11 protein-coding genes are annotated in these 14,697 nt (G+C 40.5%); 4 read left to right on the top strand and 7 right to left on the bottom strand.

The window, feature by feature from the left end; all coding sequences use genetic code 11:
* Positions 1 to 271 precede the first annotated feature (271 nt).
* From ACTTKV_RS04355 to abc-f, 5 genes are all read right to left on the bottom strand, one after another.
* Entirely contained in the window at positions 272 to 2,212 is a 1,941-nt protein-coding gene (locus ACTTKV_RS04355; protein WP_442549426.1) for a BCCT family transporter, read from the bottom strand.
* A 125-nt stretch (positions 2,213 to 2,337) separates the two neighbouring features.
* On the bottom strand, positions 2,338 to 3,783 hold the full coding sequence (locus ACTTKV_RS04360; RefSeq protein ID WP_442549427.1) for a DKNYY domain-containing protein: 1,446 nt from the start codon (positions 3,781 to 3,783) through the stop codon (positions 2,338 to 2,340).
* A complete protein-coding gene (locus ACTTKV_RS04365; RefSeq protein ID WP_442549428.1) occupies positions 3,780 to 5,294 on the bottom strand; it encodes a DKNYY domain-containing protein in 1,515 nt (504 codons plus the stop codon). The genes ACTTKV_RS04360 and ACTTKV_RS04365 overlap by 4 nt, the downstream gene beginning before the upstream one ends.
* A gap of 156 nt (positions 5,295 to 5,450) precedes the next feature.
* Positions 5,451 to 5,807 (bottom strand): hypothetical protein, encoded by a 357-nt coding sequence (locus tag ACTTKV_RS04370; RefSeq protein WP_442549429.1) that lies wholly within the window; start codon positions 5,805 to 5,807, stop codon positions 5,451 to 5,453.
* Position 5,808: 1 nt separating this feature from the next.
* Positions 5,809 to 7,740: a ribosomal protection-like ABC-F family protein gene (gene abc-f, locus ACTTKV_RS04375; protein ID WP_442549430.1), complete on the bottom strand. Its 1,932-nt coding sequence runs from the start codon at positions 7,738 to 7,740 to the stop codon at positions 5,809 to 5,811.
* A 102-nt stretch (positions 7,741 to 7,842) separates the two neighbouring features.
* Between abc-f and ACTTKV_RS04380 the strand changes: the two genes are divergently transcribed.
* From ACTTKV_RS04380 to ACTTKV_RS04390, 3 genes are all read left to right on the top strand, one after another.
* Entirely contained in the window at positions 7,843 to 9,162 is a 1,320-nt protein-coding gene (locus tag ACTTKV_RS04380) for an MATE family efflux transporter (RefSeq protein WP_442549482.1), read from the top strand.
* Positions 9,138 to 9,800, top strand: a complete 663-nt coding sequence (locus ACTTKV_RS04385; RefSeq protein ID WP_442549431.1) for a M48 family metallopeptidase — start codon at positions 9,138 to 9,140, stop codon at positions 9,798 to 9,800. Before ACTTKV_RS04380 ends, ACTTKV_RS04385 begins: the two co-directional genes overlap by 25 nt.
* A 72-nt stretch (positions 9,801 to 9,872) precedes the next feature.
* On the top strand, positions 9,873 to 10,358 hold the full coding sequence (locus ACTTKV_RS04390; protein WP_442549432.1) for a tetratricopeptide repeat protein: 486 nt from the start codon (positions 9,873 to 9,875) through the stop codon (positions 10,356 to 10,358).
* Between the two features lie 53 nt (positions 10,359 to 10,411).
* Here ACTTKV_RS04390 and ACTTKV_RS04395 read toward each other — a convergent pair whose 3' ends face one another.
* Both ACTTKV_RS04395 and ACTTKV_RS04400 read right to left on the bottom strand, forming a co-directional pair.
* A complete protein-coding gene (locus tag ACTTKV_RS04395; protein WP_442549433.1) occupies positions 10,412 to 12,478 on the bottom strand; it encodes a TRAP transporter permease in 2,067 nt (688 codons plus the stop codon).
* Positions 12,479 to 12,566: 88 nt separating this feature from the next.
* Positions 12,567 to 13,508 carry a TAXI family TRAP transporter solute-binding subunit gene (locus ACTTKV_RS04400; protein ID WP_442549434.1) on the bottom strand — a complete coding sequence of 314 codons (942 nt, stop codon included), beginning with the start codon at positions 13,506 to 13,508 and terminating at the stop codon, positions 12,567 to 12,569.
* Between the two features lie 314 nt (positions 13,509 to 13,822).
* Here ACTTKV_RS04400 and ACTTKV_RS04405 point away from each other — a divergent pair, with 314 nt between their 5' ends.
* Complete coding sequence (locus ACTTKV_RS04405) at positions 13,823 to 14,695, top strand: phosphate ABC transporter substrate-binding protein (RefSeq protein WP_442549435.1); 873 nt, start codon at positions 13,823 to 13,825, stop codon at positions 14,693 to 14,695.
* Positions 14,696 to 14,697: the final 2 nt, after the last annotated feature.

Consider the following 14,697-nt stretch of genomic DNA (forward strand, 5'->3'; position numbering starts at 1 on the left):
TAAATTTTACAGAAAATGCATTTTGGCTTTGGATTTTGAACGATACACAACAAAGAAAATTTAGCATTTTTTATTTCAAATTTATCTCATAACTGCAAGCAAAAATATAAACTAATAAATATCTTGCTTTAAACTCCATGAATAAAACTCAACCAAACTTATTTATAAACAAGCACATCACACTTTTAAATTCAGTAACAAACGATAACGAGTGAGTAAGATTTGCAATTTGCCTAGAAATTTTCAAATTCCAGGCAAATTTAAGTCAAGCCTACCTTCTAACGACATGCAAGAACTGCATATGTTTGCGGTATTGCTCGATGACGTCGTTTATCAGCGTGGCTTCGCTCCAGCCAAGCACGTCGTAGTCTTGACCGCCCTCTTTTAGGTAAACTTCAGCCCTGTAGTAAAGATCGTCGCCCTCAAGCTCCCTCGTGTAGTCCGGACTCTGGCTTTTGGTGAGATATACGCCGTATCTAAAGTCCATCTCATCGCCAAGCCCAACGTTTAAATTTACGAAATTTTCAGCTTTTGCAACATTTGCCTCAAGGCCGTTTTTGGCAAATTCCTCTTTTAGCTCGTTAAAAGCCTTTAGCACGACCTCGTTTAGAAATTTACTGCCGTCTTTTTTGCTAGGTAGCGTGATGATCGCGCTTAGTCGCTCTTGCCAAGGCTTTGAAAGCTCGCTAAGAGGCATATTGTTAAAGTTGTTTGTCTCTTTTTTGGTCACATCCACGCGCAGCGCCTTAAATAGCCCGTAAATGGCGCCAAGTAGCACGATAGCAAATGGCAACGCCGTAGTTATCGTAAGTGCTTGAAGCGAGCCAAGTCCGCCAGCTAGCATCAAAAATGCCGCCACAACGCCCACGGTAACGCCCCAAAAAACCTTTTGCCAAACCGGCGTATCGTCCTTGCCGTTTGAGCAGAGCATGTTCATAACAAGCGCCGCAGAATCAGCCGAAGTCACGAAAAATATGACGATCATAAAGACCGCGATCGTGCTTAGCACGCCTGAAAAGCTAAATTTCTCCAAAAACATAAAAAGCGCCGAAGCCGAGTCAGAATTTACCGTGCTGGCAAGCTCGCTAAATCCGTCCTGAACAAGCGCAATCGCCGAGTTGCCAAAAAAGCTCATCCAGGCAAATGTAAAGCCCGTCGGCACCAAAAGCACGCCGATCACAAATTCTCTTATCGTCCTGCCCTTTGAAATTTTAGCTATAAAAAGCCCCACAAACGGCGACCAAGATAGCCACCAAGCCCAGTATAGCAGCGTCCAGCCGCCAAGCCAGCTCTCGTTTTGCCTCTCGTAGGCGTAGAGATTAAATGTATTTGAGATGAGCGTAGATACGTAGTCGCCGCTGTTTTGTACAAACGATTTTAAAAGCTGCGTCGTATCGCCTAAAAATAGTATCAAAAACATAAAACAAATAGCTAGCGCGATGTTTGCGTTTGATAAAATTTTAATCCCCTTATCAACGCCGCTTGCCGCCGAGATAGTTGCAGCCAGGCAAAGCACGATAAGAAGCGTGATATGCATAGTCGGTAGACCAAAAACGTGCGTGAGACCGGCATTTACCTGAAGTACGCCGTATCCTAGAGAGGTCGCCACGCCAAAGAGCGTCGCCACGACTGCAAATGTGTCGATGGCGCTACCTATCTTGCCGTAAATTTTATCTCCGATAATCGGATAAAACGCTGATCTAAGCGTTAGCGGTAAGCCGTGTCTGTATGAGAAAAAAGCAAGTATCAGCGCCACGATGGCATAAACCGACCATGCGCCCATGCCCCAGTGAAAGAAGGTGATATTCATCGCAAGCTTTTGCGCTGCGATAGTTTGCGCATCGCCAACTGGTGGGTTTAGATAGTGCATGAGCGGCTCGGCCACACCAAAAAATACTAGACCTATGCCCATACCAGCGGCAAAAAGCATAGAAAACCACGAGATATTTTTGTGCTCTGGCTTTACGTGGTCAGCCCCTAGTTTGATCTCGCCAAGCTTGCTAAAGCCAAGAATGATGACGCTTAGTAGTATGACGGCTACGGCTAGGATGTAAAACCAGCCAAATTTCGCTGCGATGTAGTTTTGCATACCTTTAAAAAACTCATTTGAGAAATTTGGAAATATCGCTGCAAATACTGTTATTAAAGCTATGACAACAAGCGATGGGATAAATACCGAGTTGTTAAATTTAGACCTTTGAAATTTGATCATTTTTCTCCTTTTTGTAAATTTCAGCTTCCTTTCAAACTAACAAAAAAGAGTAAATAGGTCAAATTTTCTCTTTAAATTTTTATGAAATTTTAAGCTTTAGCCACCAAAAATAGCTACTTTGAAATTTATCTCAAGTCGCTTTTAGCTCTCTTTGGTTTTGCAAGAGTTATTAGCACTATGACGACAAAAGCGATGCCAAATGTGATATACAAAATGATCTTTGGCGAGTCATACTCTATCCTAGATCTTGCGACCTCTTCGCCGCTTGCCTCCACTAGCTCGCCACGCTTTATCATACCGCTGATATCTTTTGCGCTAAGTTCTGCAGATGCTCTTGTTAAAATTTGGGTGATACTAAGATCCGCCACCTCATAAACGCTATGTTTTATGCCATAAAAAGGCTTTATCTTGCTAAAAAAATAAAGCTTATCGCCGTTTGCATATACTGCGCCATATTCGCCATCTTTTACCAGCCCTATCTCACGCCAAGAGCTGCTTGGGGCAAATTTATATAAAGAGACTGTCTGTGCCACTAAGTGCCTGCCGTGCTTTGAGCGCCGCCACTCTTCGCCTTGCTGTAAGAAATACGCCGAGCTCTCATCTACAAAAACGTCAGCATAGAGCCTTTTTAGCTCGCCTTTTAGCTGGTAATCTGAAATTTTAGCTTGTTCGTTTTTCGTGCTATCCCAAAAGTAAATTCCATCTTTGCTGGCAAAAAGAGGCCAAAACGAGTGCACGTTATCCACGCTATAAATGGCACTATAAGGCATCTGCTGAGCGCTAAATTTACGCTCATTTGCAAACGCCGCCCCACTTTTTGGTTCAAAAAGATACTCTATGTCATGCTTAGGGTCGTAGCATATCCGACGCACCTCATCTGTGTAGCTCGCATCAAGCTTATAAAAGCCTAAAAATAGGCTTTTACCATCTGTGTAATATCCGCTAGGAGCGCCATTTTCTGCTGTGATGTATCTTAGCTCGCTAGGCTGTGCGTCAAGCTTTTCGCCCTTGTAGTAAAGCGTGCCGCCATCTCTTACAAAACCAGCGTCAAATATAGGCTCTAAATTTGCACTTTCAACAAGCTTTGTCCTATAAAAATATGAACTATCATCGTAGCTTTTTATAAAGATGTGAGCGACGTTTTTCATGACGGCGATAAATTCATTAAATCCAGCCTTTTTCTCACTTCTAGAGCTGCAATAATAGCTTATCTTGCCGTCACTTATATAGCCATTGCCAAGCACTTTGGTGCTGTTTGGATCAAGCCCAGGCAAAATTTCTCTAGCGCAATAGACACTGTTTTTATCAGCCGCCACGTTTGAGTAATCATATGCGTGTTTTAGCTTTAAGACCCTAAAACTAGTCTCATCAACTCCTTTTAGCTCATACTTGCCACTGCCTGAAATTTGAACGTAAATTTTACCCTCAGGCGAGCGGTAAAACTCGCTACCATCAATGTTTGCAAAGCCTCTTTGATACTTGCCCTCACGCCACAGATAAAGCATAGCCAAAACAAAAAATAGTGTCAAAATGACAAAAAGATAAAGTATCTTAGTCGCAATTTTTCTCATAATCTATAATCATCTACCCTTTTTTTAAGCTTGTTTGCTTGCTTTTTATTTTTAAAAATAGCGCCAACTACCGAGGCCACAAATGCAATGGCAAGAAATATCCAGTAGGCATATTTTTGCGAGTAATCATCAAAGTCGCTTATCGCATCGATCACTACCTCGCCATCAGCTGGCGTCATAGCGCCTTGATCTACCATTTTTACTATCTCATCAAGTTTTAAATTCTTAACATTTGGGCCATAAGGACGAGTGAGAATTTCAACCACGCCAAGGTCGTTTATATCATAAACACTGCTGTTAAAACGCCAGCCATAGCCGACGTTATCAAAATAATATGTCTTATCTCCGTTTGCATAAACCGCTCCGTAGCCATCGTTTCTTACAAGCCCTATCTTTCGCCACTGCTCTTTTGTATTAAGCCTTACGATGCAAGTGTGGCGTGAGCTTAGGCTGTGATCATTTTTCGTGTTGTGCCAAATTTCATAGGTTTTTAGAAAATATGTCTTGCCATCACTTATCACCACGTCGCCATATAGCGGCGTTATCTCGCCTTTAAAAGGATCGTCTCCGTCTCTTACAAACTCGCCCTCATCTATGCTGTTATACCACTGCCACTTTCGCTCCCAGTGATAGATACCGCCTTTACCACGAAAGAGCGCATGATAGGAGTGCTCATCTTTTAGGTTAAAAAGTGGCTCGTATGGGGCAAATTTTGGGTCAAATTCGTGATCGTTTGCATAGACCATGCCAGAATTTGGCTCATAAAGATAGTGAATGCGCCATATCTCGCCGATATCACGCATTTGCGGGCTAAATTTGATCCCTAGCTTTGTGCTGTCATAATAGACTTTTTCTCCGTCAGTCGTAAAATGCACGCTCTTTCTGCCAGATGCCTGCTCGATATATCGCATTTTGCTGGCATTTGCGCCCTCTAGCTCTTTGCCCTCATGATAGACCTTTACTCCGTCGCTTGCATAGCCAAATCCCAAGATCGCAGCTAAATTAGCGTTATCAACCTCTCTAAATTTATAGATATGAGTTTGCGCTTTAGGGGTATTAAACATTTTATGTGAGACGATGTCCCAAAACTCTTTAAGTGCGGATATTTCGAGGTTCGTCTCGCTTACGCTATCGCAAAAATATGTTATCTTGCCATCACCAAAATAGCCATTGCCAAGCGCTCTAACGCCATTTGGATCAAGCCCGCTCATCACGAGGTTGCCGCAATATACCGCCTCATCGCTAGCGCCAACGTTTCTGTTGTCGTATTTGCCAGTATCAATGTATCTAAATTTGCTGGCCCTCACGCCTATTAGCTCAAATTTACCCCCACTTGGCACCATGGCATAGACCTTGTCATCTTTGACGTAAAAAAAGCTATTATTTAACTCTTTACTATCGCCAATGTCGTCATCTAAAATAGTAGCTAACCCAAAGATAAAAAAATAGACAGCAAAAAATATCACAACAATGGCGATCATTACGGAAATTAGCGGATGTTTTTTTAACATTTTAGCCCCATTTCAAACAAATTTAGCGACCTCATCATGGCGCAAAAACCTTTCATAAATTTAAATTTCACAAAACCTATCCAAATATAAAATATCTAAAAATTAAAAACCTAAAATATGCGGATTTACCCATCCAGAATAGAAAACAAGTGGCTGCTAACATAACAAAAAGCCTATAAATGATAAATTCCAACGTGATCCCATAATAGATAACTCCCAAAGCAAGAAAACAAAGATACAAGGCAACAAGCAAATAAAATAAATTTTCGATCCTTGCAGAAAGCCCTGATTCTTCGCTGTTTTTTTTGCGATGAGCCAAATGGTTTCCATTTTATTTAAAAATCCAACCTTTTTATATTTTATCTCGACTAGATCGCCTACTTCATATTTTTCTATCTCTCGTGAAAACACCCCGCTAAATCTCTCTTTACCTATCAAAAGGCTCATGCTTGTGGCTAAATTTTGCCTAACAACTCTTCTATTTAGCTCGCTTATCCTACCGATCTTTTTCAAGCTACTCTAGCCCCTCGGCGATCTCAAGCACTTCAAAATACTCATTTTCTAGGCTTTCAAGCTCAGCTTTTGCCTTTTCAAGCTCTTCATAAAGCTTAGTAAGACCCACTTCTTGATAAATTTTAGGATCGCTAAGCCCTTCGTTTAGCTCGGCGACTCTTGCTTCAAGGGTTGAAATTTTATCTGGATATGTGTTTAAAATTTGTGTTTGTTTATAGCTTAGTTTTACGCCGGATTTACTCTTTTGTTTGGCTTCATTTTGACTATTTGAGAGCTCTTTTTCAAATTTATCAAGCTCTTTCATCTCATCTTCAAGCTCCAAATAGACGCTATACTCTTCGTGCAAGACATTTATCTTTGTGCCCTCAAACGCCCAAAGCTTATTTGCCATCTTATCGACAAAATATCTATCGTGGCTAACTAGCAAGATAGCTCCCTCAAAGCTTTGCAAGTAGTCTTCTAATATGTTGATAGTTGCGATATCAAGGTCGTTTGTCGGCTCGTCAAGCACCAGCACATCGTAAGTTTTAGTAAAAAGCATCGCCAGTGCCACGCGGTTTTTCTCGCCGCCACTTAAAACGCCTATCTTTTTATCCAGAAATTCCTTTGGAAAGAGGAAATTTTTAAGATAGCCATAAACGTGCATATTTCGCCCACGAACCAGCACGTGATCGCCACCATTTGGGCAAAATGTCTCTATAAGGCTCTTATCATCATCAAGGACATTTCTAGCTTGATCAAAGTAGCCGATACTTACTTCGCCCCTTTTTATCTCGCCGCTGCTTTGCTTTTCAAGTCCTAGCAAAATTTTAAGTAGCGTACTCTTGCCGCTACCGTTTCGTCCGACTATAGCTATACGCTCGCCCCGCAAGACCCTTGCGTCAAATTTTTCAAAAAGCACCTTGCCATCTATGCTTTTGCCTAAATTTTTAAACTCAAATAGCATTTTTTTGCGGTTTTGGCTTTGCGTTTGGTTGAAATTTTTACTCGCACGCTCAAGCTCTAGCCTCACTCGCCTTATGACACCTGGATTTTTCTTGGCCTCTTCGCGCATGGCGAGCACTCGCTCTTTTCTGCCCTCATTTCGCTTTAGTCTAGCTTTTACGCCACGTCTTAGCCACTCTTCCTCAGCCTTTAGCTGTTTTAGCAGCGTCTCATGCGACTTTGCAAGGCTTGCTAGAATTTCCTCTTTTTTGGTTAGATAGTTCGCATATCCGCCATCAAAGCTTCTAAGCCCAGCCTCCTCGACCTCGACACACCTCGTAGCAAGCGAGTCTATGAAATATCTATCGTGGCTTATGAAAACTATGCTTTGATTTGAGCTTTTTAGCATATCTTCAAGAAATTTGACCATGTAGACATCAAGGTGGTTTGTCGGCTCATCAAGCAGCAGCACATCTGGCTTTTTAAGTATGAGAGCGCCCAGTGCCACACGGCGGATCTCGCCACCACTAAGCGAGCAAATGGGTCTGTTTTCATACTCTTTTAGCTTAAACTCTTGCAAAATTCGCTCGATCTTATGCTCGATATTCCAGCCATCTTTTGCTTCTATAAATTTTATAAGTCTCTCTTGCTCTTTTAAAATTTCTTGGTTTTCTGGGTCGTTTGCTAGTAAGACTCCACTTTTTTCGTATTCGCTTATCGCGTCAAATATCTCTTTTAGCTCGTTATTTAGCGCTTCTCTCACACTAAACGTGGCATTAAAATTTGGATTTTGTGCTAGCATTTCGACGCTTATTAAGCTTTGCGCTATCCTTCTGCCACTATCCACCGTCACCTCGCCAGAGATAATCTTCATTAGCGTGCTCTTGCCGCTGCCGTTTTTACCGATGATAGCGATCTTTTCATTTTCATTTATACTAAAATTTACACCATTTAAAATTTCATTTGCGCCGAATTTTTTACTAACGTCTATCAGGTCGATTAATGCCATTTTTCTCTCATTTTTAAATTTTTTGCGATTATATCAAAAGGGAGCTAAAACCTAATTTGGCTATAATTGCCACATAATTTTAGACTTTCAAGCGAGCATTTAATGAATCTTTCTATGAAAAAATTAGTCATTCCTATATTTTTAGATATGTTTTTGCACTTCATCACGCTCATCATCAACACCTACATGGTAACGAAAGTGAGCGTGCATCTTGTGGGTGCCATGGGTGCAGGTAATCAAGTGATGGATCTTTTTATGACTATTTTTAACTTTCTAAGCATCGGCTGCTCAGTCGTCGTCGCACAAGCTTTGGGGGCTAAAAAGAACGATCTTGCTTCAAATGTCATACACGCCAGCGTCACTTCAAACACCATATTTGGTGTATTTTCAGCCATCATCATCTACGTCTTTGGCTACAACATCTTAAATTTACTAAATGTGCCAAAAGAGCTCATCAATGAGAGCTTTTCATACCTGCACATCCTTGGTTTTGCCCTGCTCTTTGACGGCATAGGCATGGTGCTAGCTGCTGTACTTCGCGTTTATAACTTCGCAACTGGCGTAATGCTAACCTCAGTTTTGATGAACGTAATCACCATCTTTGGCAACGCCATCGCCCTTTTTGGCTGGTTTGACCTGCCAAATTTAGGCCTACAAGGGGTCGCTATCTCGACACTTGTGGGCAGGCTAATAGGCGTATTTGTCCTACTTTACATGCTCACTCGCGTGGCAAAAGTTAAAATTTATCTTAGAAAGCTGCTTGTCGTGCCATTTGAAATTTTAAAGAAAATTCTAACCATCGGCCTTCCAAGCGCAGGGGAGAATTTACTCTGGATGGCGCAATACATGGTCGCTTTTGGCTTTGTAGCAAGTATGGGCGAGGCCAGCCTTAGCGTGCAGACCATCTACTTTCAGATCACGCTTCTTATCTTGCTTTGCGGTGCCAGTATTAGCGTGGCAAACGAAGTCATCGTGGGGCATTTGGTTGGAGCAAGTGAGTTTAACGAGGCCTATACAAGGACATTTGAAGCGCTAAAAATAGGCGTTTTTATAACTCTCATCGTCGTTCTCATAGCCTACGCGCTTAAAAACCAGATTATGGACACACTAAATTTAGGTGAAAATTTGCGCTCCATCATGCTACCACTCTTTGCGCTCTCAATCGTGCTTGAGACTGGCAGGACTTTTAACATCGTCATCGTAAACGCTCTTCGCGCAAGTGGCGACGCTAAATTTCCACTTATAACTGGCCTTATCTTCATGTGGGGGCTCTCGCTGCCACTTGGATACTTTTTGGGCGTCTATCTTGGTTGGGGGATCATCGGCGTTTGGATAGGATTTTGCGCTGATGAGTGGCTAAGAGGGCTTGCAAATACATGGCGCTGGAGAAGCAAAAAATGGCAGTCAAAACGCCTAGTTTGAGGCAAAAAAGCGTAACCTTAGACTTTTATGGTCTAAGCGTCTTAATAAATTTTAAAAAAAATGTAAGAGTCATGCGCCTAAGAGTTGGCAAGGACGCTAAGATCACACTTTCTATGCCTTTTTACAGCACACAAAAGATGGCTTTGGCGTTTTTGGAGAGCCATAAAATTTGGCTTGAAAATTCCTATAAAAAGGCACTTGCAAATTTACCAAAAGATGATGAAATGAAATTTCTTGGAGAAATTTACAAGATCAAATTTGATGAAAGCATAAAACAGCCATTTTTTGAAGACAAATTTATCATAACGCCAAATTTAAAGGCACTTGAACGCTTTATAAAAACAAAGACAAAAGAGATATTTTTAGAGCTCATAAGCCATTTTGAGCCCTTTATAAATAGGCCGATTAGCCGCATCGTCATACGAAATAGCAAAACTCGCTGGGGCAGCTGTAATCACAAAAAAGGCTATATAAACTTAAGTTTAAGGCTCATCGAAAAGCCCATCTCAGCCGTACGCTACGTAGTGCTTCATGAGCTTACCCACCTGCTCTATCCGCATCATCAAAGCAGCTTTTATAAATTTATAGAACGTATCATGCCTGATTATAAAGAGCAAGAAAGAATTTTAAGAGCGTAATTTATTTTCATCAAGTAAGTGTAAAAATTAATATGCTAAAATTGCATGTTAATTCACAAAAAGGGAATTTCAATGAAAAAAATGATTTTTATCTCAATATTAGCTGCTTGTGCTTTTGCAGGTAACTTTGAAGATGGTCTAAAGGCATATGGGAGCTCGAATTTCAAAGAAGCTTTAGCTAAATTTGAAGCAGGATGTGCAGAAAATGATGCAAAATCATGTGTAAAAACTGGCGCCATTTATCAGCTAGGTAAAACAGCAACACCAGATCTAGACAAGGCTTTGGAGTATTATAATAAAGCTTGCCAAAGCGGTGAAAAAGAGGGTTGCTCGGCAGCTGGCGGCATCTATCTAAAATCTGAACCACAAAAAGCAAGAGAGCTTTTTAACAAAGCTTGTGAGCTAAATGATGGATACTCTTGTGCGATGATGGGGTCTATGCTAATAGACGATCATAAATTTAAAGAGGCTTACACTGTTTTAGAAAAAGGCTGTAGCCTGGGTGATAAGCTCTCTTGTGAATTTGCAGGTGATCTAAAGCGCTCAAAACAACTATAAATTTTAGGCCAAATGGCCTAAAATCTCTTACATTTATATTTAACCTAAAAAATTTATATAGCTCTTATCTGATCAAGCGGTTTATCTTTTATGCCCCACTGAGTCATAAAGACAAAGGCGTAAAGTACAGCTGCTACCATATATGCAGTATATTCGTTTGGCATAAAGTGAAATTTCACACAGATATTTGGCACAAGAGCTAGTGGTACGACCGGGATAAGTAGCAAGCGCTCCCAAATTCTAAGTTTTGTGACGTAGCAACCTTGAAGTAAGCTAGAAAAGGCAAACATTCCCACGATAGCCATGCCAAAAACAAGTAAAATTTCAAGCGGATTGCTCATCCAAACTATCCCTTTTGAGTCAAGTGGGTCGCCTGTATTTACGCTTTCTATCAACATAAGCTTGTTGTTAAAGAAAAAGGCAAATGGCAAGATCGCTGTTCTTAGGTCGTAGAAAAACCCTTGCACGCCAACGGTTATTGGATTTGCTTTAGCGATGCCCGCTGCTGCGTATGCTGCGATACCAACTGGGGGTGTGTCATCAGCTAAAATTCCAAAGTAAAAAACAAAAAGATGCACAGCTATGGCTGGGATTAGAAAGCCGTTTTTGTGTGCTAAAAATAAAATGACAGGTGCCACAAGGCTTGAAACTACGATGTAGTTTGCCGTTGTTGGAAGTCCCATGCCAAGGATTAGAGACATTAAAGCTGTTAAAAGCAGTATCATAATGATATTATCGCCCGCCAGAAGCTCGACAAGATCAGATAGTACTTGACCAAGACCAGTAAGAGAGATAGAGCCCACGATGATGCCAGCAAGTGCTGTTGCGATGGCAATAGTAGTCATACTTTTTGCAGCTGCAACCATCGCCCAAAATATATCCTCAAAGCCAAGAAGAACGTCATTTATGCCTACTTTTTCGCCACTTGCTAGCTTTTTAGTTGGCTCTTGAAAGATCATTATTAAAAATAAAAATCCAATCGCATTAAAAGCCGCTGAGATGGCCGATTCTTTTGCGATTAGTAGCGTATAAAGTAAAATTAGGATCGGCGTTATATAGTGAAGACCGCTAACAAAAATTTTAAATCTTGAGTGAAATTCGCTCTGATCTATGCCTTTTAGCCCAAGTTTGACGCTTTCTAAATGCACGATAAAAAATAGCGACAAATAGCACGCAAATGCAGGAATTACCGCTGCCATCATAACATTTGTATATGTCATGCCTAAAAACTCAGCGATGATAAAAGCTGCCGCACCCATAATAGGAGGCATGAGCTGTCCATTTACACCAGCAGCAACCTCGATAGCACCAGCCTTTGTGCGCGATAGGCCAGCCTTTTTCATAAGCGGTATAGTAAATGTACCGACAGTTACTACGTTTGCCGTTGAGCTACCTGAAACCATGCCTGTTAGGCCGCTTGCGATGACCGAGGCCTTAGCTGGGCCGCCTCTATATTTTCCAAGAAGCGAGAAAGCTAAATTTATGAAGTATTGTCCAGCTCCTGCCCTCTCAAGCAATGAGCCAAAAAGAACAAAAAGGTAGATAAAACTAACGCTAACACCGATAGGCACGCCAAAGATACCCTCTGTAGTTAAAAACATATGCCCTGCGATCTTTTCTAGACTAGCACCCTGGTGAGCGATTATGTCTGGCATATAAGGGCCAAAGTGATCGTATATCAAAAATATAGCGCAGATAATGCCAAGTGCTGGCCCCATCACGCGTCTACCGCCCTCAAGCAAGATAAAAATAGCGATAAAAGAGATGATCACATCTTGTTTGATATAGTCCCCCGTCCTATCGGCAAGCTCATAAAAATAAACTGCCGGATAGAGCACGGCCGCTACACCAACTACGCAGAGAAAAATATCGTAAAATGGTACGCTTGAGTGAGCCTTTTTATGAAAAGTGACCGGATATAGCAAATATACAAGCCCAACCGCAAAGGCTAGGTGAATAGAGCGCGAAATGTTAGTGTTTAGCGGAAAATAAGCTATATAAAGCTGAAAAACTGACCAAGAAAAGCATACAATCGCAATGAAATAGTTGTAAAAATTGCTATTTATCTCCCTTGTTTTTACCTCGACAAATTGTTCTTCGTTGTCTTTGACTTCGTTCATCTTTCTCCTTTAAAATTTAAATATATAAATTTAAAAGAATTTGCATATTTAAATTTTATCCAGAGGCAAAAGCCCCTGGAAATTTGGATCATTTTAAGATACCAGCCTCTTTAAAAGCAGCCTCTGCAGCTGGGTGAAGCGGAGCTGAAAGACCTTGGACGAGATCTTCTTTATTTACTGATTTTAGTGCTGGGTGAAGAGTTTTATACTCATCAAAGTTGTCTAAAATAGCTTTTATTACAGCTTTTACGGCCTCATCTTTTGTGTCTTTATTGGTTACCAAAACAGCTTTTACGCCGATAGTATTTACGTCGTGATCAACGCCGTCATATGAGCCTTTTGGGATCACGCCTTTTGCAAAGTATGGCTTCTCTGCAAGAAGTTTATCGATCTCGCTACCTTCGATGTTTAGGATATCAATAGGCAAAGATGTCGCAGCGTCAGTTATATTTGCAGTTGGGTGACCAACAACAAAGCTATATCCGTCTATTTTTTTATCTTTTAGTGCGTGTGGGCATTCGCCAACTGTTAAAACGCCACGATATCCTAGTTTTGAGACGTCAAAGCCTTTTGCTTTAAAGACTTCAAGTGTACTCACTTCGTTGCCACTGCCTGGGTTGCCGACATTGTATTTTTTGCCTGCAAATGACTGGATATCGCTTGTTAGGCCGCTATCTTTTGCCACGACAAATGCAAGAAGCTCAGGATAGATCGCAACTACTGAGCGTAAATTCTCATCTTTTGCTCCGTCAAATTTACCAGTACCGTTAAATTTATCATAGACGACGTCACTTTGAACAAAACCAAATGTAAGCTCTTTTTTGAGGACGTTATTTACGTTATAGACTGAGCCGCCAGTTGATTGAACTGAGCATTTTACATCGGTGTTTTTGTTTGCTAAGCGGCAGATCGCCCCACCTATCGGATAGTAAGTACCTGTCATGCCACCAGTGCCGATACTGATAAATTCTTTTGCTGAAAGAGTCGTTGCCAAAAGCAAGCCAGCAAGTGCCAAAGAAGTAGTTTTCATCTAAAATCCTTTCAAAAAATTTAAGGCTATTTTATTCTATAAATTTAGCTTTATATCTTTTTCTTATGATATTTTACGCCATTTTTGTAAAGTTGCAACCATTCTACACAATCAAGGCTTAAAAAAATATTTTCTTAAGAATAAATTTATATTTCTTTATGAGCCAATTTGATTTTAATAAAACGAGAGATTAAATATTATTTTTATTGTATAATGCCACCAAAGTTCTAAGTTTTAGAAAAAATCGTTACAAATTTTTACAAATAATAAATAGCTTTACAAATGTTAATAACAATTAAATTTTGGAGGTTTTTATGAAAAAATCACTTATGTTGGCTGCTTCTATGCTGCTTTTATCTTTAAATTTCGCTTCAGGTGCGGATGAAAAATCACAAATAAGCTTTAGTGGCTCATCTACGCTAGCTCCAGTCATCGCTAAAATTTCAACTGATTTTATCGAAAAATACGAGACTTGGGACAAGATAGATAGCTCTTTACCAAACAAAAATATTACCATTTTTGTCTCAGCTGGCGGCTCAGGTGCTGGCGTAAAAGCTGTGCTTGATCATGTCGCTGACTATGGCATGCTAGCTCGCGACATAAAAGATAGCGAAAAAGCCAAAATCAAGGACATGAAAGCCTACACTCTTGGCATAGACGCACTTTGCGTGGCTGTAAATCCAGAAAATGAGGTGATAAAACTAAAAGGTGGAAATTTAAACAAAGATGAGATCGTAAAAATTTTCTCAGGCGAGTATAAAAAATGGAGTGATCTTGATAAGTCTCTACCAAATGACGAAATTGTCGTAGTTACAAGAGATCTAGGTGGCGGCGCTCATGAAGTATTTCAAAAAAAGATCATGAAAGATATTAAAGTTAGCAAAAACGTCATCCAATCACCTTCAATGGGCGCATTGGTCTCTAAAATCATCGAAAATAAAAACGCAATTGGCTACGCTTCTTTTGGTATCACAAATCAAAACAAAGGTAAACTAATACCACTAAATGTTGACGGCGTAGAGCCAACTGTAAAAAATATAGTTGACGGCAAATACTACATCTCTCGTCCACTTATCATCGTAAAAAGTGGCGAGTTAAGCAAAACTGAGCAAATTTTTGTTGATGTTTTAAATTCGGCTGAGGGTCAAAAAACTATCGAAAAAATGGGATTTATACCAGTAAAATAGTC

This window comes from Campylobacter sp., assembly GCF_052169515.1.
Taxonomy (GTDB): Bacteria; Campylobacterota; Campylobacteria; order Campylobacterales; family Campylobacteraceae; genus Campylobacter_A.